Below are 22,275 nucleotides of genomic sequence, written 5' to 3' on the forward strand. Positions count from 1 at the left end.
GGCCTCAACGTACGCCCCGTACGGCCCCGGCCCCCCTGCGCCCCCCGCCCGGCGCCGCGCCGCGCCCGGCCGTCGCCGCCGCCGCACCCTCGCGAGGCCGCCGGAATCACCGCCTCCATGAGCCGCCCGGAGCGGTCCGCCCGGTTCCGCTACCGGTGGGTCCGGGCCGTCCGCGCCACCCCGAACGCCCTGCGTTTGGGGTGGAAATCCGGGGAAATTTCGGGGGGATTCCACCCCTTCAGGGGGTCGGACGGCGCGTTGGGCACCCTCCCCGCGCGACCCCAAATAGCGTCCAGTAGGGTTTGGTCCGCATAAACATCCAAACCCCTGCCCGCGTCAGGGCCGGCGACCGACCAGCGAGACGGCCGCACCCGTCGCGCGCGGGCCGAGACTCTCGGGAAGGCGCTACGTGAGTCCCAACGGCTCCGACCGCTCGTCGCGGCGCCCGATGCGGCGGAAGCTGCCGCAGGTGCTGACTGCGGGCCTGATTCTGGTTACCGCCACCGGTTGTGAATACACCTGGGAAGACTTCCCCCGGCTGGGCCTGCCCACCCCGGTCACGGAAGAGGCACCCATCATCCTCTCCCTCTGGCAGGGCTCGTGGGCGGCGGCGCTCGTCACCGGCGTCCTCGTCTGGGGTCTGATCCTGTGGAGTGTCTTCTTCCACCGGCGCAGCCGAACCAAGGTGGAGGTCCCTCCGCAGACCAGGTACAACCTCCCCATCGAGGCGCTCTACACCGTCGTCCCCCTCATCATCGTCTCGGTGTTCTTCTACTTCACCGCCCGGGACGAGTCGAAGCTGCTCTCACTCTCGGACAAGCCGGCGCACACGGTCAACGTGGTCGGCTACCAGTGGAGCTGGGCCTTCAACTACATCGAGAACGTCCCCGGCTCGACCGGTGACGCGAAGACGGACAAGAACCTCAAGGCCATCCCGGACAAGTGGCTGAACGACCTCCCCGCCAACGCGGGCGGCGTCTGGGAGGCCGGTATCCCCGGCACCCGCAACCCCGAGACCGGCAACCCGGGCCCGACCCTGGTCCTGCCGAAGGGGGAGAAGGTCCGGTTCATCCTGACCTCCCGTGACGTCATCCACTCCTTCTGGGTCGTCCCCTTCCTCTTCAAGCAGGACGTGATCCCCGGGCACACCAACGCGTTCGAGGTGACCGCCACTCAGGAGGGCACCTTCCTCGGCAAGTGCGCCGAGCTCTGCGGTGTCGACCACTCCCGGATGCTGTTCAACGTCAAGGTCGTCTCGCCGGAGGAGTACCGGACGTACCTGAAGGAACTGGCTGACAAGGGTCAGACCGGGTACGTCCCGGCGGGCATCGAGCAGACCAGGCCGGCCAAGAACGCGGAGAAGAACCAACTGTGAGCATCCTCAACCAACCCCAGGGTGCCGCCGCGACCGACGACTCGTACGAGAACGAGCTGCCGGTCCGGCGCAAGCAGCCCGGCAATGTGGTGGTGAAGTGGCTTACCACCACCGACCACAAGACCATTGGTACGCTCTACCTGGTCACGTCGTTCGTGTTCTTCGTCATCGGTGGCGTGATGGCGCTCTTCATGCGCGCCGAGCTCGCTCGTCCCGGCACGCAGATCATGTCGAACGAGCAGTTCAACCAGGCGTTCACGATGCACGGCACGATCATGCTGCTGATGTTCGCGACGCCGCTGTTCGCCGGATTCGCCAACTGGATCATGCCGCTGCAGATCGGCGCGCCCGATGTGGCGTTCCCGCGGCTGAACATGTTCGCGTACTGGCTCTACCTCTTCGGCTCGCTCATCGCGGTGGCCGGCTTCCTCACCCCGCAGGGCGCGGCCGACTTCGGCTGGTTCGCCTACTCCCCGCTGTCGGACGCCGTCCGCTCGCCGGGTGTCGGCGCCGATATGTGGATCATGGGTCTGGCCCTCTCGGGCTTCGGTACGATCCTCGGCTCGGTCAACTTCATCACCACGATCATCTGCATGCGCGCGCCCGGCATGACGATGTTCCGGATGCCGATCTTCACCTGGAACGTGCTGCTCACCGGTGTGCTGGTGCTGCTCGCCTTCCCGGTGCTGGCCGCCGCGCTCTTCGCGCTGGAGGCGGACCGTAAATTCGGCGCCCATATCTTCGACGCCGCCAACGGCGGCGCCCTGCTCTGGCAGCACCTCTTCTGGTTCTTCGGCCATCCAGAGGTGTACATCATCGCCCTGCCGTTCTTCGGCATCGTCTCGGAGATCATCCCGGTCTTCTCGCGGAAGCCGATGTTCGGCTACATGGGCCTGGTCGCCGCCACCATCGCCATCGCCGGTCTCTCGGTGACGGTCTGGGCGCACCACATGTACGTCACCGGCGGCGTGCTACTGCCGTTCTTCTCCTTCATGACATTCCTCATCGCGGTACCGACCGGTGTGAAGTTCTTCAACTGGATCGGCACGATGTGGAAGGGGTCCCTCTCCTTCGAGACCCCGATGCTCTGGACCATCGGCTTCCTGATCACCTTCACCTTCGGTGGTCTGACCGGTGTCATCCTGGCCTCGCCGCCGCTGGACTTCCACGTCTCCGACTCGTACTTCGTGGTGGCGCACTTCCACTACGTCGTCTTCGGCACCGTGGTCTTCGCGATGTTCGCGGGCTTCCACTTCTGGTGGCCCAAGTTCACCGGCAAGATGCTGGACGAGCGGCTCGGCAAGATCACCTTCTGGACGCTCTTCCTCGGCTTCCACGGCACCTTCCTCGTCCAGCACTGGCTGGGCGCCGAGGGCATGCCCCGCCGGTACGCGGACTACCTGGCCGCCGACGGCTTCACGGCGCTGAACACCATCTCCACCATCAGCTCCTTCGTCCTCGGCGCGTCGCTCCTGCCGTTCTTCTACAACGTCTGGAAGACCGCCAAGTACGGCAAGAAGGTCGAGGTCGACGACCCGTGGGGCTACGGACGCTCGCTCGAATGGGCTACGTCCTGCCCGCCCCCGCGGCATAACTTCCTCACCCTCCCGCGGATCCGTTCGGAATCCCCGGCGTTCGATCTGCACCACCCCGAGATCGCGGCTCTGGACCAGCTCGACCACGCCGACACCGCCCTCACCACCGGGAAGGAGTCCGGCAAGTGAAGATCCAGGGACGGATGTTCATCTGGCTGAGCGTCTTCATCCTCGCCGTCGCCATCCTCTACGGCGTCTGGTCGAAGGAGCCGGCCGGAACCACCGCGCTCTTCATGGCCTTCGGCCTGAGCGTCATGGTCGGCTTCTACCTGGCCTTCACGGCCCGGCGGGTCGACGCGATGGCCCAGGACGACAAGGAGGCCGATGTCGCGGACGAGGCCGGCGAGCTGGGATTCTTCTCCCCGCACAGCTGGCAGCCGCTCGCCCTCGCCTTCGGCAGCGCGCTCGCCTTCCTCTCGGTGGCGGTCGGCTGGTGGCTGATGTACTACTCGGCGCCCATCATCCTCGTCGGCATCTGGGGCTGGGTCTTCGAGTACTACAAGGGCGAGAACCAGAACCAGTAGTCATCAGTGGGGCCGTGTCAACGACACACACCGGGCCCGGGTCCCCCTTCACCCAGGGGGACCCGGGCCCACCCCTTTTGTACGCACCCAGCGCGCCCCCGGAAGGCGATCTTCCTACCGTGTGAGTTATGAACGACACGCCCCGGTTTCGTACGGCTCTGCGCTGCTCCCTGCTGCTGGTCTCCCTCGGAGCGGTGGCGATCGCCTGCGGCGAGAGTGCCCCCGACCCGCTGACCGTCAAGCCCTACGACGCGGCGAAGCAGATCACCTTCAACACACCGCTCGGCGGTACCAAGGTCGATCCGGACAAGCCGCTGGAGGTCACGGTCCAGCGCGAGGAGGGGCGCATCACGGATGTGACCGTGACCGACGACACCGGGCACCACCTGGCCGGCGAACTCTCCGCCGACGGGGTCCGCTGGCGCTCCACGGCCCCGCTCTCCGCCGGGGCCCGCTATACCGCCAGGGTCGCCACCGAGAACGCCGAGGGCTCTCCCGGCGCCCGTACGCACACCTTCACCACCGCCGCCGCCAAGAAGGCGCTGACCGTGGAGTTCGGCCCCGAGTCGGGCGAGTACGGGGTCGGCCAGCCGATCATCGCCGAACTGAGCGCCCCGGTGGACCGGGCCGCCCGCAAGGCCGTGGAACGCGGACTGAAGGTCGATGTCAAACCCGGGGTCGAGGGCGCCTGGCACTGGCTCAACGACGAGGTCCTGCACTACCGCCCCAAGGAGTACTGGCCCGCGGGCGGCAAGGTGACCGTCACCAACAACCTCCAGGGTGTGAAGATCGCCAAGGGGCTCTACGGCGGCCCGCCGACCGAGTCCCTCACCATGGAGTTCGGCGACCGGATGGAGGCCGTGGTGGACGCCTCGTCGCACTGGATGACGGTGCTCCGCAACGGCGAGGTCATCAACACGGTCCCGGTCACCACCGGCAAACCCGGCTTCGCCACCCGCAACGGCGTCAAGGTCGTCCTCGGCAAGGAGTACTTCGTCCGGATGCGCGGCTCCAGCGTCGGCATCTTCGGCGACGAGGCGTACAACCTGCCCGTCTACTACGCCACCCGGGTCACCTGGAGCGGTGAGTACGTCCACGCCGCGCCCTGGTCCCTCGGCTCCCACGGCTACGCCAACGTCAGCCACGGCTGTACCGGCATGTCGACCAGGAACGCCGCCTGGTTCTACGAGACCTTCAAGGAAGGCGACCTCGTCGAGGTGATCAACAGCATCGGCGAGGACATGGACGTCTTCGGCAACGGCTACGGCGACTGGAACATGGAGTGGGACGAATGGCGCGGCGGCAGCGCGCTGCGAGCCGAGACCAAGCCCGACGGCAGCGCCGTCGGCGACACCTCCCGGCTCCGTCCCCGGCTCTGATCCCGGCCGCCCGGGGCGGGTGGACCCGCCCGCCGCCCCCCTGTACACCCGTACGGCCCCCCAATGCGCTCAGGGGGCCGTACGGGGACCGTCCGGCCGCCTCCCGGCCCGTACCGCCGGGAAAACGGAACGGGGGCCTCAGCGGGCGGCCTCCGGCCGTCCGCGAGGCCCCCGTGATTACTCCGAAGGAGGGAAACCCGTCCCTCAGGCGTCCACGGCCGTACGGCTGCGCAGCAGCGCCGCCAGCGCGGCGGCGAACTCCACCGGGTCCACCGGCAGCGTCACCGCGGCCTCGGCCCGGCTCCAGGTCGCCAGCCAGGCGTCCTGCGGGCGGCCGATCAGCAGCAGCACCGGCGGACAGTCGAAGATCTCGTCCTTGATCTGGCGGCAGACACCCATACCGCCCGCCGGAACGGTCTCCCCGTCCAGCACACAGACATCGATCCCGCCCGCCTCCAGCCGGGTGAGCAGGGCGGGCAGGGTGGCGCACTCCACGAACTCGACCGGGGGCACATCGGGCGCCGGCCGCCGCCCCGAGGCCAGCCGCACCTGCTCACGGGTGTTGGCGTCGTCGCTGTAGACCAGCACGGTGGCGGTCGGCTGCATCGTTCCTCCGCGTCTTCGGACCCTGGTACCGATGGGCCGGATGCTACTCCGTCCAACTGCCGCCCGACAGCCGCCCGACACCGGGTTCCCGGCTCCGGCGATGGGCCGTTCGAGCTGGGAAGGGGGCACTGACACACCGAACGGCACCCCCCGGAGTGAGGGCGGGATAAGCGACCGACATAATGTCGGTCGTGGCGACAGCAACGACAGTAGATATCGGGCACGCGCACCCGTCGGTCAATCGACCGAACCTCACCAGCGTCGGAACCATCATCTGGCTGAGTTCCGAGCTGATGTTCTTCGCGGCCCTCTTCGCGATGTACTTCACTCTTCGATCGGTGACGGGTGCCGACTTCTGGAGTGAGCGGGCGGACCTGCTCAACTTTCCCTTCTCGGCGACGAACACCACGATCCTGGTGCTCTCCTCGCTCACCTGCCAGCTCGGCGTTTTCGCCGCCGAGCGCGGTGATGTGAAGAAGCTGCGGACGTGGTTCATCATCACCTTCGTCATGGGGGCGGTCTTCATCGGCGGCCAGGTGTACGAGTACACCGAGCTGGTCCAGCACGGTCTCTCCCTGAAGTCCGACCCGTACGGTTCGGTCTTCTACCTGACGACCGGCTTCCACGGACTGCACGTCCTCGGTGGCCTCATCGCCTTCCTGCTGGTCCTCGGACGTACCTACGCGGCCCGGCGCTTCACCCATGAGCAGGCGACCTCCGCCATCGTCGTGTCCTACTACTGGCACTTCGTCGATGTCGTCTGGATCGGCCTCTTCCTCACGATCTACATGATCAAGTAACGGGGCGGGCGCTACCGCCTGACGACGGCGGCCGGCACCGGAACACTCCGGACGACCGCCGAATCACGCAGACAGACGCAGTCAGACGCAGACAGACACCAGTCCAGAAGCACGACGCAGAAAATCCTGACACCGGGGTAATCCGTGAAAAAGCTCTCCGCACGACGACGCCATCCGCTGGCGGCGCTCGTCGTCCTACTCCTCGCGCTGGCGGCCACCGGGGGGCTGTACGCCGCGTTCGCGCCCGCGGACAAGGCACAGGCTGACGAAACCGCCCAGTCCCTCGCCATCGAGGAGGGCAAGAAGCTCTATACCGTCGGTTGCGCGAGCTGCCACGGAATGGGCGGCGAGGGCACCACCGACGGGCCCAGCCTGGTCGGTGTCGGCTCCGCGGCGGTCGACTTCCAGGTCACCACCGGCCGGATGCCGGCCCAGCAGCCCGGCGCCCAGGTGCCGAAGAAGCCGGCCGTCTACAACCAGGCCCAGGTCGACCAGCTCGCGGCGTTCGTCGCCTCGTTCGGCGCCGGTCCGGTCACGCCGACCGAGAAGCAGTACAGCCCCACGGGCGCGGACGTCGCCCGGGGCGGCGACCTCTTCCGTAACAACTGCGCCCAGTGCCACAACTTCTCGGGCAAGGGCGGTGCGCTGACCAACGGCAAGTACGCCCCGAGCCTCGAGGGCGTGAGCGCCAAGCACATCTACGAGGCCATGCAGACCGGCCCGCAGAACATGCCTTCCTTCCCCGACGGGGTCATGCCCGAGAAGGAGAAGAAGGAGATCATCGCCTACGTCCTGGAGACGAACGACAGCCAGGCGGAGAGCCCGGGCGGCTTCTCCCTCGGTGCTCTCGGTCCCGTCAGTGAGGGTCTCTTCGCCTGGGTCTTCGGGCTCGGCGCGCTGATCGCAGTTGCCGTCTGGGTCGCGGCCCACACCGCTAAGGCCAAGAAGTCATGAGTAGCCAAGACATTCCAGAAGAGAACCTGCCGGACGAGCAGGGCGCCGCGCACCACGCGGCCGGGGACGGCTCCGCCGTGACCCCGCGCACGGGCGGCACCGCCGACCCGTTCGCCGACCCGGGACTGCCGGCCCACAAGCCGCGCATCCAGGACATCGACGAGCGGGCCGCCAAGCGGTCCGAGCGCACCGTTGCCTTCCTGTTCACGCTGTCGATGCTGGCGACCGTGGGCTTCATCGCCTGCTACGTCATCTTCCCCATCGACAAGATCGTGTACATCTGGCCGTTCGGTCATATCAGCGCGCTGAACTTCTCCCTCGGTCTGACCCTGGGCGTCGCACTCTTCTGCATCGGCGCGGGCGCGGTCCACTGGGCCCGTACCCTGATGTCCGATGCCGAGGTCGCCGACGACCGGCACCCGATCGAGGCGTCCCCCGAGGTCAAGGCCCAGGTCATGGCCGACTGGCGGGCGGGCAACGAGGAGTCCGGCTTCGGCCGGCGCAAGCTGATCCGGAACACCATGTTCGGTGCGATGGCCCTGGTGCCGCTCTCCGGTGTGGTGCTGCTGCGCGACCTCGGTCCGCTGCCGGAGAAGAAGCTCCGCTCCACCCTGTGGGCCAAGGGCAAGCAGCTCATCAACATGAACACCAATGAGCCGCTGCGCCCCGAGGACATCACCGTCGGCTCGCTGGTCTTCGCCAGCCCCGAGGGCCTCGACCCGCACGCCCACGACTGGCAGATCCAGATGGGCAAGGCCGCCCTGATGCTCGTCCGGATCAAGCCGGAGGACATCAAGGACAAGCGCGAGCTGGACTGGTCGCACGACGGCATCGTGGCCTTCTCCAAGGTCTGCACCCACGTCGGCTGCCCGATCAGCCTCTACGAGCAGCAGACGCACCACGTGCTCTGCCCGTGTCACCAATCCACCTTCGACCTCTCCGACGGCGCCCGGGTCATCTTCGGCCCGGCGGGTCACCCGCTTCCGCAGCTGCGGATCGGTGTGAACGCCGAGGGGAACCTCCAGGCGCTCGGCGACTTCGAAGAGCCCGTCGGTGCCGCCTTCTGGGAGCGCGGATGAGTACTACGAAAACCACCGAGAACACGCAGCCCCCGGCGAACGACCGCAAGGCGCCCGCGGGCGAGCGGGTCGCGGACTGGGCCGACGGCCGGCTGGGGATCTACTCCCTGGCCAAGGCCAACATGCGGAAGATCTTCCCGGACCACTGGTCCTTCATGCTGGGCGAGATCTGCCTCTACAGCTTTGTGATCATCATCCTCACGGGTGTGTATCTGACGCTGTTCTTCAACCCGTCGATGAACGAGATCGTCTACGAGGGCAGCTATGTGCCGCTCCAGGGCGTGAAGGTGTCCGAGGCGTTCGCCTCGACCATGGACATCAGCTTCGACGTCCGCGGCGGTCTGCTGATCCGCCAGATCCACCACTGGGCCGCGCTGATCTTCGTCGCCGCGATGATGGTCCACATGATGCGCGTCTTCTTCACCGGCGCGTTCCGCAAGCCGCGTGAGGTCAACTGGCTCTTCGGCTTCCTGCTGCTGGTCCTGGGCATGTTCACCGGCTTCACCGGTTACTCGCTCCCGGACGACCTGATCTCCGGTACCGGTGTCCGCTTCATGCAGGGCGCGATCCTGTCCGTGCCGATCGTCGGTACGTACATCTCGATGTTCCTGTTCGGCGGCGAGTTCCCCGGTCACGACTTCGTGCCCAGGTTCTACTCGATCCACATCCTGCTGCTGCCCGGCATCATGATGGCGCTGCTCGTCGGCCATCTGATCCTTGTCGTGTACCACAAGCACACCCAGTACGCGGGTCCCGGCCGGACCAACAAGAACGTCGTCGGCATGCCGCTGCTGCCGGTCTACATGGCCAAGGCCGGAGGCTTCTTCTTCCTGGTCTTCGGTGTGATCTCGGTGATCGCGGCGATCGCGACGCTCAACCCGGTCTGGACCGTCGGCCCCTACCGGATCGACCAGGTCTCCACCGGCGCCCAGCCCGACTGGTACATGGGCTTCGCCGAAGGACTCATCCGGGTGATGCCCGGCTGGGAGATCAACGCATGGGGCCACACACTCGCCCTGGGCGTCTTCATCCCGCTGGTGATCTTCCCGCTGGTGCTGGGCGCGATCGCGGTCTACCCGTTCATCGAGTCCTGGGTCACCGGCGACAAGCGCGAGCACCACATCCTGGACCGCCCGCGCAACGCCCCGACCCGGACCGCCTTCGGTGTGGCGTGGCTGTTCGCGTACTTCATCATGCTGGTGGGCGGTGGCAACGACCTCTTCGCCACCCACTTCCACCTGTCGATCAACTCCATCACCTGGTTCGTCCGGATCTTCTTCTTCGTCGGACCGGTCCTGGCGTTCATCATCACCAAGCGCATCTGTCTCGGCCTCCAGCGCCGCGACCGCGAGAAGGTGCTGCACGGACGCGAGTCCGGCATCATCAAGCGGCTGCCGCACGGTGAGTTCATCGAGGTGCACGAGCCGCTCAGCCAGTCGGATCTGCACACCCTCACCGCGCACGACCAGCCGAAGCCGATCGAGGTCGGCCCGGAGGTCGACGAGAACGGCGTCCGCCGGAAGATCTCGCCCGTGCAGAAGTTCCGCGCGAAGCTCAGCAAGGGCTTCTACGGCGAGGGGAACCAGATCCCCAAGGCCACCCGCGAGGAGTACGAGGAGATCGCCGCCGCCCATGGTCACGGCCATGGTCACGGTGAGCACGAGGAGGTCACCAGCGGCAAGCACTGACCGCTGAAGCGTCGCCACGGCAAGAGCCCCGTCCACTGCCCGGACGGGGCTCTTTGCCGTGCCCGGGGCTGGATAGGGTGGGAGTCGTACCCCTATTCGCGATGGACCCAGGAGCGGACCATGAACGTTGTGACCCCGGTCGGCGGCGACAGCGTGGCGGCCCACTCCTGGCCGGCCGTCATCGAATCCCTGCTCGGCAACCACGACCAGAGCGCCGACGCCACGGCCTGGGCGATGGACCGGATCCTCAGCGGGGAGGCGACCGACGCCCAGATCGCCGGCTTCGCGGTCGCGCTGCGGGCCAAGGGCGAGACGGTCGCCGAGATCTCCGGCCTGGTCCGCACCATGTACGAGCACGCCAATCTGATCGACGTACCGGGCCCCAGCGTCGATATCGTCGGCACCGGCGGCGACGGCGCCAAGACCGTCAATATCTCCACCATGGCGTCGATCGTCGTCGCCGGAACCGGCGCGAAGGTCGTCAAGCACGGCAACCGCGCCGCGTCCAGCGCGTCCGGGGCGTCCGACGTACTGGAGAAGCTGGGAGTCAATCTGGAGCTGACCCCCCGGCGGGTCGCCGAGGTCGCCGGTGAGGCGGGCATCACCTTCTGCTTCGCCGTCAAGTTCCATCCGGCGCTGCGGTACGTCGCGGCGGCGCGCAAGGAACTCGGCATCCGCACCACCTTCAACTTCCTCGGCCCGCTGACCAACCCCGCCCGCGTCCGGGCCCAGGCCACCGGCGTCGCCGACGCCCGGATGGCCCCCATCATGGCCGGGGTACTCGCCGAGCGGGGCTCGTCGGCGCTGGTGTTCCGCGGCGACGACGGGCTGGACGAGCTGACCACGACCGCGACGTCCCGGGTGTGGATCGTCCGCGACGGTACGGTCCGCGAGGAGGCGTTCGACCCCCGGGACGTGGGGATCGACCTGGTTCCCGTCGAAGCGCTCCGGGGCGCGGACGCGTCGTACAACGCGGATGTCGCCCGGCGGCTGCTGGCGGGGGAGCGGGGCCCGGTCCGGGACGCGGTCCTGCTCAACGCGGCGGCGGCGCTGGTGGCGCTGGCGCCGACGGACGCGGGCCTGACGGAGCAGATCGCGGCGGGCATCGCGCGCGCGGCGGAGTCCCTCGACTCCGGCGCGGCGGCGCGCACCCTGGAGAACTGGGTCCACGCGACGACGCGCGCGTAGCCTTTTCCGGGGGCGGGGTCGCGCCGTGCTCCCCACCGTCGCGTGCCGACCTCGCCCGTCGTTGGCTGCCCCGCGCCCGGCGGCCTGATGTTGTTCGCGGTCTGCCCGCCGTGGGTGGCTTGCCTCGCAGTTCCCCGAGCCCCTGGGTTGCCCTTCTTGCTGCCCTGGTGGGGAGACGGGGCCCTCATTTCAGGTCCCTGGCCGGGGAGAGCATTTAGGGGCGCGGGGAACTGCGCGATCAGCCACGACGGTGGCGCGGACCGCGAACAACATCAGGTCGCTGGGCGCGTCCCGGGTAGTTCGGGCGGTGCCCCGCAGGGCCGAGGCGCTGGGGGTCCCCCCATTGCCGAAGGCATAGGGGGCGGAACTGCGCGACCAGCCACGGGCGGTCCGCGGACCGCGAACTACATCAGGTCGCCGGGCGCGGCCCGGGTCTTTCGGCGGTGCCGTGGAGGGCCGAGGCGCTGGGGCCCTGCAGGGAGGCCGAACGCAAGGGTCATGGGAATGGGCCGTCCGGATTGCGGACAGGGTTGCGGCGGCGCGCACCGTCGCATACCGTTTCGCGCAGGTCATGAGCGACAGCGACTACGGCCCCGGCCCGCTGTCCGGCAACCCTCCGTCCGTGGCGGGGTGCCCCGGGTGAAGACCAGGCCGTGGGCAGCGAGGCCCGCGGCAAGCGCGGACCCCTGCGTCACCCTGGGGTCCTGGTCCTCAAGGGAGCAGTCTCGTGAGCAAGCGAATGCGATAGGGCTCGAAGCCCCTTCTTCCCGCACATCCTCCGTACCCCGCCGCTACCCCCATCCCCTGACACCGTCCGGGCGTGTGGTCGAGTCATGGCGTGTGTCGTGCGGAGCCTTATGCCTCCATTCCGCCTGCCCCGCCCGGGAGTTCCGTCATGTCCGCATCCGTGCCCGCCGTCTCCGCCGTCTCCTGTACCGCCACCGGGACCGCCTCCGGCTCGACCGCCGCCACCGAGCCGCTGGCCGTCCTCGGCTCCGATGTCACCGTGCCGCTGGTCACCGGTGGCGAGGTCACCTACGCCGCCCTCGACTACGCCGCCAGCGCCCCCGCCCTGCGCCGGGTGTGGGACGACGTCGCCGCGTACGCCCCGTACTACGGCAGTGTCCACCGGGGTGCCGGGTATCTCTCGCAGCTCTCCACCGACCTCTTCGAGAGCAGCCGTCGCACGGTCGCCGAGTTCCTCGACTGCCGCGAGAGCGACCAGGTCGTCTTCACCCGGTCCACCACGGACTCGCTCAATCTGCTGGCCGCCGTGCTGCCCGCCGAATGCCAGGTGTTCGTCTTCGAGACGGAGCACCACGCGTCGCTGCTGCCCTGGAGGGACGCCCGGGTCACCTATCTCAACGCGCCGCGTACCCCCGACGAGGCCGTGACGACGCTGGAGCGGGCGCTGGCGGACCGGGAGCCGTACGGCCCGGCGCTGGTCTGTGTGACGGGTGCGTCCAATGTGACCGGTGAGCTGTGGCCGGTACGGGAGCTGGCCGCCGCCGCGCACGCCCACGGCGCCCGGATCGTACTGGACGCCGCCCAGCTCGCACCGCACCACCCGGTGTCGGTCCAGGAGCTGGACGTGGACTGGGTCGCCTTCTCCGGGCACAAGCTGTACGCGCCCTTCGGGTCCGGGGTGCTCGCGGGCCGCGCGGACTGGCTGACCGCCGCCGAGCCGTATCTCGCGGGCGGCGGCGCCTCCCGCAAGGTGGCCCGCCGGGCGGACGGCGGTGTCGAGGTGGAGTGGCACACCACGGCCGCCCGCCACGAGGCCGGTTCGCCGAATGTGATCGGCGTCTACGCGATCGCCGCCGCCTGCCGCGCCCTCACCGAGGCCGGGTTCGACGGCCTGGTGGAGCGGGAGCAGTCGCTGGTGGCCCGGGTCCGGGCCGGTCTCGCCGAGGTGCCGGAGGTCAAGGTCCTCTCCCTCTTCGGCGACGACGCCCCCCGGGTCGGCGTGATCTCCTTCGTGGTGGAGGGCTGGAACAGTTCGCACTTCGCCGCCGCGCTCTCCGCCGAGTACGGCATCGGGGTCCGGGACGGACTGTTCTGCGCCCATCCCCTGGTCCGTACCCTGCTGGGCAGCGACCCGCAGGACCCGGGGGAGTGCGGCGCCCCCGAGGCGGAGCCGGGGGAGCGGTCCCTCAACGCGATCCGGGTGAGCTTCGGCGCCGGTACCCCCGACGAGCACGTGGAGCGGTTCGTCCGGGCCGTCCGTGAGCTGGTCACGGACGGCGCCCGGTGGAACTACCGGACCGAGGACGGCAGGTGTGTGCCCGACCCGACGGGTCCGGCCGCCGCGCCGACCGGCTGACGCTCCGGGATCCGGGTCCCGATCAGCACCATCCGCAGCGCCCGCTCGGTCGCGTCGGCGAGGAACTCCCCGCCGCGGCCGAGCGCCTCGGAGAGCGTGACGGGCGCGGGCAGGATGGCGCTGTACGCGTCCACCCCGGCCGCCCGCACCTGGTGCGCGCCCTCCCCGATGGTGCCCGCCAGGGCCAGTACGGGCCGCCCGTACCGCTTGGCGCGCCGGGCGACCTCGGCCGGGACCTTGCCGCGGGTGGTCTGGTGGTCCAGCGCGCCCTCGGCGGTGAGGACGAGATCGGCACGGGCCAGCCGGGCGTCGAGGTCGAGATGGTCGAGCAGCACCTCGAACCGGGGCAGCAGCGACGCGCCGAGCGCCGCGAGCCCGGCGCCGAGTCCGCCGGAGGCGCCCGTACCGGGGCCCTCGTACAGATCGGCCCGGACCTTCAGATCGCGGGTGAGGACGTCCGCCCAGTGCTCCAGCGCCGCCGAGAGCTGTTCCACCTGTTCGGGTGTGGCGCCCTTCTGCGGTCCGAAGACCCGGGCGACGCCCCGCTCCCCGCAGAGCACGTTGAACGGGTTGCAGGCGACCCGGATATCGGTCCTGCGCAGCCGGGGGTCGAGGCCGGAGACGTCGATCCGGTCGAGCCGCAGCAGTTCGCCGCCGCCGTACGGCAGCTCCACACCGTCCGCGTCCAGCAGCCGGGCGCCCAGCGCCTGGAGGGCCCCGGCGCCGCCGTCGGACGTACCGGAGTCGCCGCAGCCCACCAGGATCTCCCGGGCGCCCTCGTCGAGGGCGGCGCGGATCAGTTCGCCGACGCCGTAGGTCGTGGTGGCGCCCGGGTCGCGCAGGACCCGGGGCACCAGCGACAGACCGGCGACGGCGGCCATCTCGACCACGGCCGTGTATTTGTCGAGCATCGCGAAGTGGGTGGCGACGGGCCGGCCGGTGGGGCCGGTCGCGTTCAACCGGACCAGCCGTCCGCCGGACGCGGCGGCCAGCGCCTCCGCGGTGCCCTCGCCGCCGTCGACCAGCGGGATCAGGTCGATCTCCGCGTCGGGGACCACCCGGCGGACGCCCGCGGCGATGGCCTCGGCGGCGGACTGGGCGGACAGGGACTCCTTGAAACCGCTGGGGGCGACGGCGATTCGGGTCAGCATCGTGGGAACTCCAGGTGAGGGTTCGTGCGGTGAAAGAGGTTCAGGGGGTGACGGGCACGCCGACCAGCGGCCAGACGGCCACCGCGAAGAGCAGCACCAGCGCGGCCGTGAGCGGCGCGAGGAAGGCGGACATCCGCAGCAGATCGCGAGGGGTGTAGGTGGGGATATCCGGTATGTCGGAGTAGAGGGTCACCGGCTTGGCCGAGGCGGGCAGGGTGTGACAGAACCCGGCCGCCGCCGTGGACGCCAGCGCCGCCGCCACCGGATTGACCCCGGCGCCCACGGCCGCCGCGACGACCAGCGGCACCAGGACCGAGGAGCGGGCCGAACGGGACTGGAGCACCAGATGCGCCACGGTGGAGACCAGGACCACCACCGCCAGGAACGCCCAGGCGGGCACATCCAGCGGCACCCCGCCGACCAGCCACTTCGCCGCCCCCGAGTCGGCCAGCGCGACACCCATGGCCATGGTCGCGGCCATGAAGAGCAGCATCGACCAGGGCACGGTCTTCAGGGCGTCCTTCAGCCGTACGGTCCCCAGCGCCGGGGAGGCGGCGACTATGGCCCCTATCAGCGCGACCACGGCGGGCGGCACCCGGTGCAGCGGCTCGCTGCACCAGAGCGCGACCACGGTCGCCAGCAGCAGCGCGCACCTGGCCTCCGCCTGCGACCAGGGGCCGGTGACGGGCTGTTCGGTGTGCTCCTGGATCTGCTCGGCGGTGATGTGCACCGGGCCCGAGCGGTCCGCCCGCTTGGTGGTGGTCAGCAGGACGACCTCGGCGGCGAGATGGGAGGAGACGATCGCCAGCGGCAGCCCGATCAGCAGCCATTCGGCGAAGCCGATGCTCTCGCCGGTGGCCTCCCAGAGCACCGAGACCGTGATCAGATGCGCGCCCGCGCCGATCAGGGTGGCCACCGCGGAGAGCAGGATCACCGTGGGGAAGAGCAGGGCCAGCATGACCACCAGCCGCTTCCGGTCGGCCAGGGCCTTCGCCAGGGCGATGAAGACCGGCAGGGCGAGCGCGGCCCGGCCGGAGGTGGCGGGGACCGCGAAGGCGGTGACGACCAGCGCCGCCGTGGTCAGATGCACCAGCTGACGGACATTGCGGGCGCCGGTCACCAGGAAGGCCGCGGCCCGGCCCGCGAGCCCCGTCCGCGCCACCGCGGCGGCCAGGACGAAGGCGCAGATCAGCAGCCAGACCGTATCGTCACCGAGGGTGCCGAAGAGGGTGTCGCTGGTGATCACCCCGGTCGCCGTGAGCGCCAGCCCCGCGCCGAGCGCGATGTAGGTGTCGTCGATCGGGGTGCCGATCCAGGCGCAGGTGGCGATGGCGAAGACGCCGAGGGTGATCCGGGCGTCGCCGTTCAGGCCGGGGAAGTTGCCGGGAACGACGAGCAGCGCGCAGATGCTGAGCGCCACACAGAGGGTCGCGGCCTGTCGGAGGTTCAGTGTCACGGATAAGAGCGTTCACCGGGGCGGTGAGCACTTCATGAGCCGTTGATGAAAGGAACTTCACCAACCGGTGTGACCGGCGGCGCATCGGGGCGTGCGGCGGCGCGGACGTGCGAAAGGGTTGTACGGAGGCCCCGTCGGTTGTGCGGACTCCGCCGCGCGCCCCCTGGACGCGACAAAGGCGCCGCGGACCTGTCCCGGCCCGCGGCGCCCCTGGCCGGCTGTCACTCGGGCAGCCGGTAGCCCATCCCCCGTACGGTCTCCACCCGGTCGGCGCCCAGCTTCTTCCGCAGGGCCCGGACGTAGACGTCCACGATGTTGGAGCCGGGGTCGAAGTCGTACCCCCAGACATGGGAGAGGATCTGCTCCCGGGACAGCACCTGTCCCGGATGGCGCAGGAACAGCTCCAGCAGGACGAACTCCCGGGCCGTCAGATCGACGGTCCGCTCCCCGGACTTGGCCCGCCGGGTGCGCAGATCGAGGGTCAGCTCGCCGTTGCGCAGTACGGTGACCTCGGGTGCCCGGGCGGCGGTCCGCAGCCGCAGCCGGACCCGGGCCAGCAGTTCCTCGAACCGGAACGGCTTGGTCATCCAGTCGTCCGCGCCGCCTTCGAGCCCGGCGACGGTGTCCCGTACCGAGTCCCGGGCGGTGAGCACGATCACCGGTACGGACACCTGGGCCTCGCGCAGCTGGCGCAGCACGGTGAAGCCGTCCCGGCCGGGCAGTCCGATGTCCAGGATGATCAGGTCGAAGCCGCCGGTCATCGCGTAGTCGAAGGCGGAGTCCCCGTCGTGGACGACCGAGGTGGTGAAGCCGTTGGCCCGGAGTCCCTTTTCCACGAACGCGGCGATGCGTTCCTCGTCCTCGACGATGAGTATCCGGTTCACTGCGTGGTTTCCTTCTGGAGTACGAGGACGAAGGTGGCACCGCCGCCGTCGGTGGGACGTAGCTCCACCCGTCCACCGTGGCCCTCGGCGATGGCTTTCACAATGGCGAGTCCGAGCCCGGCGCCGGTGGCCCTGGCCCCTCGGCGCGCCGTGCCACGCCTGAACCGTTCGAAGATCACCTGGGCGTCCTGCGGCTGGACGCCGGGGCCGCTGTCGGCGACGTACAGCTCGATCCGGTCGCCCTCGTCCCGCGAGCCTATGCTGACCCGCTGGCCCGGCACGGTGTGCTGGACCGCGTTCTGGGCCAGTTGGACCATCGCCTGGGTGATCCGCTGGGGGTCGAGCGCGACCTCGGCGTCGACCGCCTCGGCGAGCTGCCACTTCCGCTCGCCGAGCGCCCTGGCCTTGACGAAGACATCGGCGGTCAGTTCGCCGATCTGGACCGGTTCGGCGGTGACGAAGTCGGGCCGCTCGGCCTTGGCGAGGAGCAGCAGGTCCTCGACGATCCGGCTCATCCGGTCGAGTTCCTCCATCACGATCCGGACCGTCTGTTCCCGCTCGGCCGGGTCGTCGCCCATCAGCTCCAGATGGCCCCTGATGATGGTGATGGGGGTACGCAGCTCGTGTCCGGCGTCGTCGACGAACTCCCGCTGGGCGGCGAAGGCCCGTTCCAGCCGGTCGAGCATGGCGTTGAAGGTCTCGGCGAGTGCCGCGATGTCGTCCCGGCCCTTGACCGGGATGCGCTGGGTGAGGTCCTGCTCGGTGAGCTGGGCGGCGGTGGTGCGGACGAGCCGTACGGGGCGCAGGATGCGGCCCGCGACGACCCAGCCGATCCCGGTCGTCATCAGCAGGGCCACCCCGGAGATGGCGAGCAGCATATGGAAGACGTCGGTGGCCTTCTCGCGCTCGCCCGCGGGGTGGACGGCGACGACGAAGGCGGCCGGGGGATGGCCGTTCCCCGCCTCGATGGGGACCTTCGCCCAGCGGACTTCGCCCTCGGGCCGTCGGAGGGTGCCCGAGTCCGCCTCGGCGTCGAATACTTGTTTGAGTGCCGGGTCGTCCTCGACCAGGGGGTGGCGCATCCCGTGGTCCCGGCCCTGCACCTTCTTCGCCGGTCTGTTCTTGACCGGGTCGTGGACCAGGCCGATCAGTTCCTCGTCGGGGTCCGGGTACTGGCGCTTGAGGAAGACCACCAGCAGGGGGTTGGGGTCGGTGAAGCGCTGTCCGGTGTCGGGGTCGAAGCCCTCCTGGACGAAGTTGGCGAATTCATTGGTCTCCTGCACCAGGAGACCGTTGATCCGCTGATCGGCGTCGCGCAGCAGGACGGACCGGGTGGCGACGGCCACCGCGGCGAGCGCCACCGCCATGACGATGAGCAGCCACAGCAGGATGCGGGCTCGCGCGGAGACCGTCCGGATTCTCGCGGTGATCCAGCGGCGCAGTGGTTCAGCCGTCGTCACCGTAGTCGTCGCCCCCCGGGCCGTCGTCGTCCCCGCCGTTGCCCGGGTTCGGGTTGGTGTTCCCACCGCTTCCGCCGCTTCCGCCGCCGCTGTTGTTACCGCCGCCGTTGGCGCCGTTGTTGGTGCCGTTGTTCGCCCCGCTGTTGGCGCCGGAGCCAGGCGGGTTGCCGCCGTTGCCGTTCTGCGGCGGCTTGGCCGAGGGCTTGGCAGACGGCGCGTCGTCGTCGTCGTTCGACGGGTTCTCGCTCACCGGGGGTGCCACGGTCTCGTCACCGGTAGGCGACTTGACGCCACCGGGGTCGCCGGTCGGTGTGCCGGACTCCAGCTTCACCTTCGGCGGGACCTTGGGCGTGTCGGAACTGTCGGTGAGGGCATAACTGGTCACCGCGATCCCGAGGGGGATCGCGACAACGGCGACCAGGGCCGCGATGCGGTGGGAGAAGAGCATGATGTCGATGGTGCGAGGCGCAGGGCGGCGTTCGGATGAGAACGGGATGAAGAATTCTTCATCCTCAGGTGTCCAGGAGATGAAGTCGCTGGTGAGGGGGTTGCTGAGACGGTTGTGACGCACGTCGCCAGCGCGTCGCCCGACTCCGGCCCGAACAGCGGGCCCGATGGGTCAGGAGTCGAGCCCGATGGCGAAGGCCGCCTCCAGGTCGTGCTGGGAGTAGGTCCGGAACGCGACATGGGTGTCGGTGCCCAGAACGCCCTCGACCTTGCTGATCCGGCCCGGGATCACATCCGCCAGGTTCTCGTGCCGGGCGACCCGGACCATGGCGATCAGGTCGTACGTCCCGGTCACCGAGAAGACCTCGCTCACGCTCTCCAGCGCCGCGATCTCGTCCGCGATCTCCGGAATGCGGTCCACACTGGTCTTGATGAGCACGATCGCGGTGATCACGGCTGGCTGTCTCCCTCGGTGGCCGCTGCTGGGTCCTTCACTCTAGGCCCTCGCCGCCGGATCGCACCGGGCGCCCCGAACCGGCGGGCGGTCCCCGGCGGGCGCCGGATCCGTCCCCACGCGTAGAGGAAGCCGGTCGCGAAGCCCACCAGGTGCGCCAGATACGCCACCGCGGGCGAGCCCCGGCCGATCCCGGTCGCCGCCAGCCACTGGAGCGCGATCCAGAAGACCAGCACCACCCGGGCCGGGAAGCGCAGCGGCAGGAAGAAGAGGAACGGGAAGAGACTGGTGACCCGGGCTTTCGGGAAGAGAACCAGAAAGGCCCCGAGTACCGCCGAGATCGCCCCGGACGCCCCCACCAGCGGCTGTCCGGACCCCGCGTGGGCGATCGCGTACGCCGCCAGGGCCGTGTAACCGGCCCCCAGATAGAAGAGGGTGAACCGCAGCCGCCCCAGCCGTTCCTCGGTCATGGCGCCGAAGACATAGAGGAAGAGCATGTTCCCCAGGAGATGCAGCCAGTTGCCGTGGACGAAGAGGGCGGTGAGCGGGGTGGCGAGCGCGCCGGGAGTGCCGTCGGCCAGCCGGGCCGGGATCACCCCCCAGCGGGCGAAGTACGCGCCCTGGGCGGCGGCGAGGGCGTCCCCGGAGCCGTAGCCGGGCGCGAGGCCCGAGACCGGACCGGCGAGGAAGACGGCGCAGCACACGGCGATCAGGGCGCAGGTGACCCGGGGGCCGCGGGCCGCGGCGGACACACAGTCGCGGACCGCCCGGGCCGCGGTGGAGAGCGGATACCGGACCGACCGCTGCCGAGAATTCACGGACAGATCATGGCGTAACCGGACCAAGCGGTACAGGGTGCCTCGCCGTGCCCCGGGACCCCCGCGAGGCCATAGAGTTACGAGCAGTACACCCGCAGTTCGACGGCGCACCGCGGTGTCCGGACCAACCGCACAATCTGCTAGGCAAGCCCCGGATGGAACCCGTGACGAACAGGACGGACGTAACGATGACGACGGTGCCCACGCCGACCGCGGACACCCGCTGGCGCTGCACGCTCTGCGGCAACCTCACCCGCTTCGATGTGACGCGCTCCTCCAAGGTCGTGGAGTACGTCCATCTGGACCTCGCCGGGGAGCCCGCCGTCGAGGAGCGGGAGGTGCTCAGTGAGACCATCGAGACCGTGCGCTGCCGCTGGTGCAACGCCGTGGATCAGATCGAGCTGGTGGACAGGCCCGGCGCTGCCTCCTGAGCGGAGACGGCCGGTCCTCGGGCGACGGGTTATGGGGTGACGGATCGTGGAGCAGCCGGAGAGCGGCGACCGGCAGGCCGGGCCGGCCGGTGACGCCGCGGAGGCGCTCGACCGGCCGTTGCCGGAGGGCGTCCGGCGCCGGGTCGTGGCGCTGGTCGCCGACGCCTTCGGCGCCCTGACCGTCGCCGAGCTGCCGGGCCAGCTCCGGCAGTACGCCCGCTTCACCCCCTCCCGGCGGGCCAAACTCGCGGGCAACGCGATGGCGGCGGCCCTGGAGGGCGACCCCGTCTTCCGGCAGCGGATCGGCGAGCGGATCACCCAGGCGCAGCCCGAACTGTGCGCGGCGCTGGCGGCGGGCGCCCCGCCCGCCGCCGCCGATCCGCTGGACGTGGCCGCCGCCGCGTACGTACTGCGGCCCACCGGATGGGTGAAGCTGGTGGCCGCCGCGGGCGAGGAGGCCCAGCGCGCCGACGCCGAACGCGCCGACGAGGCCGGCCGGCGCGAACTGGAACGGCTCCGCGACGACCTCGCCGAGGCCCGGTCGCACACCCGCGCCGAGACCGAGCGGCTCCGTACGGAGCTGGAGACGGCCCGCAAGGAAGCCGAATCGCTTCGGCGCCGGCTGCGGAGCGCCGAGAGCGACATCAAGCGGGGCGAGGCCGCGCTGCGCCGGGCCGGTACCGAACTGGACGCGGCCCGCGCGGAGGCTGCGGCGCAGGTGTCGGCGGCGGAGAGCGAGACCCGTCGGCTCAAGGCCCGGCTCGGCGAGGCCGAGGCCGCCGTCGAGGCCGGGCGGCGGGCCGCCCGCGAGGGCAGGTCCGTCGAGGACATGCGGCTGCGGCTGCTGCTGGACACCGTGCTCGACGCCGCCCAGGGCCTGCGCCGGGAGCTGGCGCTGCCGCCCGCGTCGGCCCGGCCCGCGGACGCCGTGGACGCGGTCGCGCCCGGCCGGATGTCGCCGAAGGACATCGCGGCCCGGGCGCTCTCGGAGACCGACCCGGCGCTGCTGGACCAGTTGCTGGCACTGCCCCAGGTCCATCTGGTGGTCGACGGCTACAACGTGACCAAGACCGGCTATCCGACGATGCCGCTGGAGAAGCAGCGACTGCGGCTGCTGGGCGGGCTCTCCGTACTGGCCGCCCAGACCGGAGCCGAGATCACCTGTGTCTTCGACGGCGCCGAACTGGCCGCGCCGGTACTGCTCGCCCCGCCGCGAGGGGTCCGGGTCCTCTTCTCCAAGCCGGGGGTGACCGCCGACGAGCTGATCCGCCAGCTCGTCCGGGCGGAGCCGCCGGGGCGGCCGGTGGTGGTGGTCTCCACCGACCGGGAGGTCGCCGACGGGGTGGCCAAAGCGGGCGCCCGGCCGGTGGCGTCGCTGCTGCTGCTGAAGCGGCTCTCCCGGGTCTGAGGAGCGGGGCCGCTCCCGTACGGAAGTTCCCGTAGGTACGCCGTCGTACGAATGTCTCCCTAGGGGCTGTCCCGTGTGAACATCTCTGTACATCGTGACCGGCCCGTGCGGTCGGTCGATTTGATGGTTGATGGGATGAGTCGGTCGGATAATCCCCTCTGGGGCCAGGGGGGATGACGGTAAAGAATCCACACCCCGCCGGAATTTTTCCGATGATGGTTTGAACTGATCACAAGAACGTCACTAGGGTCGGGC

General features: G+C 69.9%; 20 protein-coding genes and 1 riboswitch. Of the genes, 12 read left to right on the forward strand and 8 right to left on the reverse strand.

Translation table 11 applies throughout. The annotated features are described in order from the left end of the window. Positions 1-409 precede the first annotated feature (409 nt). The 4 genes from coxB (at position 410) to AB0G74_RS12115 (ending at position 4,873) form a co-directional block, all read left to right on the forward strand. Positions 410-1,375, forward strand: a complete 966-nt coding sequence (coxB, locus tag AB0G74_RS12100) for a cytochrome c oxidase subunit II (RefSeq protein WP_361143923.1) — start codon at positions 410-412, stop codon at positions 1,373-1,375. After that, positions 1,372-3,099, forward strand: coding sequence for a cytochrome c oxidase subunit I (gene ctaD, locus AB0G74_RS12105; RefSeq protein WP_358828751.1), 1,728 nt, complete (start codon positions 1,372-1,374; stop codon positions 3,097-3,099). The genes coxB and ctaD overlap by 4 nt, the downstream gene beginning before the upstream one ends. Then, on the forward strand, positions 3,096-3,494 hold the full coding sequence (locus AB0G74_RS12110) for a cytochrome c oxidase subunit 4 (protein ID WP_361143926.1): 399 nt from the start codon (positions 3,096-3,098) through the stop codon (positions 3,492-3,494). The genes ctaD and AB0G74_RS12110 overlap by 4 nt, the downstream gene beginning before the upstream one ends. A 128-nt stretch (positions 3,495-3,622) precedes the next feature. Continuing rightward, positions 3,623-4,873 carry an Ig-like domain-containing protein gene (locus tag AB0G74_RS12115; protein ID WP_361143928.1) on the forward strand — a complete coding sequence of 417 codons (1,251 nt, stop codon included), beginning with the start codon at positions 3,623-3,625 and terminating at the stop codon, positions 4,871-4,873. A 204-nt stretch (positions 4,874-5,077) separates the two neighbouring features. Here AB0G74_RS12115 and AB0G74_RS12120 read toward each other — a convergent pair whose 3' ends face one another. Further along, the gene (locus tag AB0G74_RS12120) at positions 5,078-5,479 is read right to left on the reverse strand and encodes a hypothetical protein (RefSeq protein ID WP_358828754.1); all 402 of its coding nucleotides are present in this window, start codon (positions 5,477-5,479) and stop codon (positions 5,078-5,080) included. Positions 5,480-5,661: 182 nt separating this feature from the next. Between AB0G74_RS12120 and AB0G74_RS12125 the strand changes: the two genes are divergently transcribed. The 6 genes from AB0G74_RS12125 (at position 5,662) to AB0G74_RS12150 (ending at position 13,511) form a co-directional block, all read left to right on the forward strand. Then, positions 5,662-6,279, forward strand: coding sequence for a heme-copper oxidase subunit III (locus tag AB0G74_RS12125; RefSeq protein WP_361143931.1), 618 nt, complete (start codon positions 5,662-5,664; stop codon positions 6,277-6,279). Positions 6,280-6,423: 144 nt separating this feature from the next. Continuing rightward, entirely contained in the window at positions 6,424-7,233 is an 810-nt protein-coding gene (locus AB0G74_RS12130; RefSeq protein WP_361143934.1) for a c-type cytochrome, read from the forward strand. Next, a complete protein-coding gene (locus AB0G74_RS12135) occupies positions 7,230-8,312 on the forward strand; it encodes a Rieske 2Fe-2S domain-containing protein (RefSeq protein WP_361143936.1) in 1,083 nt (360 codons plus the stop codon). Before AB0G74_RS12130 ends, AB0G74_RS12135 begins: the two co-directional genes overlap by 4 nt. Next, complete coding sequence (locus tag AB0G74_RS12140) at positions 8,309-10,000, forward strand: cytochrome b N-terminal domain-containing protein (RefSeq protein WP_361143939.1); 1,692 nt, start codon at positions 8,309-8,311, stop codon at positions 9,998-10,000. The genes AB0G74_RS12135 and AB0G74_RS12140 overlap by 4 nt, the downstream gene beginning before the upstream one ends. Positions 10,001-10,120: 120 nt before the next feature. Beyond that, complete coding sequence (gene trpD / locus AB0G74_RS12145) at positions 10,121-11,188, forward strand: anthranilate phosphoribosyltransferase (protein WP_361143943.1); 1,068 nt, start codon at positions 10,121-10,123, stop codon at positions 11,186-11,188. A 567-nt stretch (positions 11,189-11,755) separates the two neighbouring features. Beyond that, a riboswitch (SAM riboswitch) is annotated at positions 11,756-11,873 on the forward strand. Positions 11,874-12,083: 210 nt separating this feature from the next. Continuing rightward, positions 12,084-13,511 (forward strand): aminotransferase class V-fold PLP-dependent enzyme, encoded by a 1,428-nt coding sequence (locus tag AB0G74_RS12150; protein WP_361143946.1) that lies wholly within the window; start codon positions 12,084-12,086, stop codon positions 13,509-13,511. Here the strand turns inward: AB0G74_RS12150 and AB0G74_RS12155 are convergent. The 7 genes from AB0G74_RS12155 to AB0G74_RS12185 form a co-directional block, all read right to left on the reverse strand. Beyond that, positions 13,445-14,662 carry a glycerate kinase gene (locus AB0G74_RS12155; protein WP_361143948.1) on the reverse strand — a complete coding sequence of 406 codons (1,218 nt, stop codon included), beginning with the start codon at positions 14,660-14,662 and terminating at the stop codon, positions 13,445-13,447. The genes AB0G74_RS12150 and AB0G74_RS12155 overlap by 67 nt on opposite strands. A 40-nt stretch (positions 14,663-14,702) precedes the next feature. After that, a complete protein-coding gene (locus tag AB0G74_RS12160) occupies positions 14,703-16,118 on the reverse strand; it encodes an SLC13 family permease (RefSeq protein ID WP_361143951.1) in 1,416 nt (471 codons plus the stop codon). A 221-nt stretch (positions 16,119-16,339) separates the two neighbouring features. Then, the gene (locus tag AB0G74_RS12165) at positions 16,340-17,002 is read right to left on the reverse strand and encodes a response regulator transcription factor (protein ID WP_361143953.1); all 663 of its coding nucleotides are present in this window, start codon (positions 17,000-17,002) and stop codon (positions 16,340-16,342) included. Beyond that, on the reverse strand, positions 16,999-18,369 hold the full coding sequence (locus AB0G74_RS12170; RefSeq protein ID WP_361144153.1) for a HAMP domain-containing sensor histidine kinase: 1,371 nt from the start codon (positions 18,367-18,369) through the stop codon (positions 16,999-17,001). Before AB0G74_RS12170 ends, AB0G74_RS12165 begins: the two co-directional genes overlap by 4 nt. Positions 18,370-18,448: 79 nt before the next feature. Continuing rightward, positions 18,449-18,910, reverse strand: coding sequence for a hypothetical protein (locus AB0G74_RS12175; RefSeq protein ID WP_361143955.1), 462 nt, complete (start codon positions 18,908-18,910; stop codon positions 18,449-18,451). A 171-nt stretch (positions 18,911-19,081) separates the two neighbouring features. Continuing rightward, on the reverse strand, positions 19,082-19,363 hold the full coding sequence (locus AB0G74_RS12180) for an Lrp/AsnC ligand binding domain-containing protein (protein ID WP_358828765.1): 282 nt from the start codon (positions 19,361-19,363) through the stop codon (positions 19,082-19,084). Further along, entirely contained in the window at positions 19,360-20,115 is a 756-nt protein-coding gene (locus AB0G74_RS12185; protein WP_361144157.1) for a rhomboid family intramembrane serine protease, read from the reverse strand. The genes AB0G74_RS12180 and AB0G74_RS12185 overlap by 4 nt, the downstream gene beginning before the upstream one ends. A 254-nt stretch (positions 20,116-20,369) precedes the next feature. On the opposite strand from AB0G74_RS12185, the gene AB0G74_RS12190 reads away from it, so the two are divergent. After that, positions 20,370-20,612, forward strand: a complete 243-nt coding sequence (locus AB0G74_RS12190; protein WP_358828767.1) for a hypothetical protein — start codon at positions 20,370-20,372, stop codon at positions 20,610-20,612. Positions 20,613-20,658: 46 nt separating this feature from the next. Further along, positions 20,659-22,020, forward strand: coding sequence for an NYN domain-containing protein (locus tag AB0G74_RS12195; RefSeq protein ID WP_361143959.1), 1,362 nt, complete (start codon positions 20,659-20,661; stop codon positions 22,018-22,020). The last annotated feature ends 255 nt before the right edge of the window (positions 22,021-22,275 follow it).

Origin of the sequence: Streptomyces sp. NPDC020875, assembly GCF_040641415.1 — a bacterium.
Classification (GTDB): Bacteria; Actinomycetota; Actinomycetes; order Streptomycetales; family Streptomycetaceae; genus Streptomyces.

Coding starts and splice junctions, on each gene's coding strand:
- AB0G74_RS12170 (WP_361144153.1), bottom strand. CDS start 18,369: ATGGCGGTGGCGCTCGCCGCGGTGGCCGTCGCCACCCGGTCCGTCCTG.
- AB0G74_RS12190 (WP_358828767.1), top strand. CDS start 20,370: ATGACGACGGTGCCCACGCCGACCGCGGACACCCGCTGGCGCTGCACG.
- AB0G74_RS12125 (WP_361143931.1), top strand. CDS start 5,662: ATGTCGGTCGTGGCGACAGCAACGACAGTAGATATCGGGCACGCGCAC.
- AB0G74_RS12150 (WP_361143946.1), top strand. CDS start 12,084: ATGTCCGCATCCGTGCCCGCCGTCTCCGCCGTCTCCTGTACCGCCACC.
- AB0G74_RS12140 (WP_361143939.1), top strand. CDS start 8,309: ATGAGTACTACGAAAACCACCGAGAACACGCAGCCCCCGGCGAACGAC.
- AB0G74_RS12120 (WP_358828754.1), bottom strand. CDS start 5,479: ATGCAGCCGACCGCCACCGTGCTGGTCTACAGCGACGACGCCAACACC.
- AB0G74_RS12115 (WP_361143928.1), top strand. CDS start 3,623: ATGAACGACACGCCCCGGTTTCGTACGGCTCTGCGCTGCTCCCTGCTG.
- AB0G74_RS12175 (WP_361143955.1), bottom strand. CDS start 18,910: ATGCTCTTCTCCCACCGCATCGCGGCCCTGGTCGCCGTTGTCGCGATC.
- AB0G74_RS12155 (WP_361143948.1), bottom strand. CDS start 14,662: ATGCTGACCCGAATCGCCGTCGCCCCCAGCGGTTTCAAGGAGTCCCTG.
- trpD (WP_361143943.1), top strand. CDS start 10,121: ATGAACGTTGTGACCCCGGTCGGCGGCGACAGCGTGGCGGCCCACTCC.
- AB0G74_RS12135 (WP_361143936.1), top strand. CDS start 7,230: ATGAGTAGCCAAGACATTCCAGAAGAGAACCTGCCGGACGAGCAGGGC.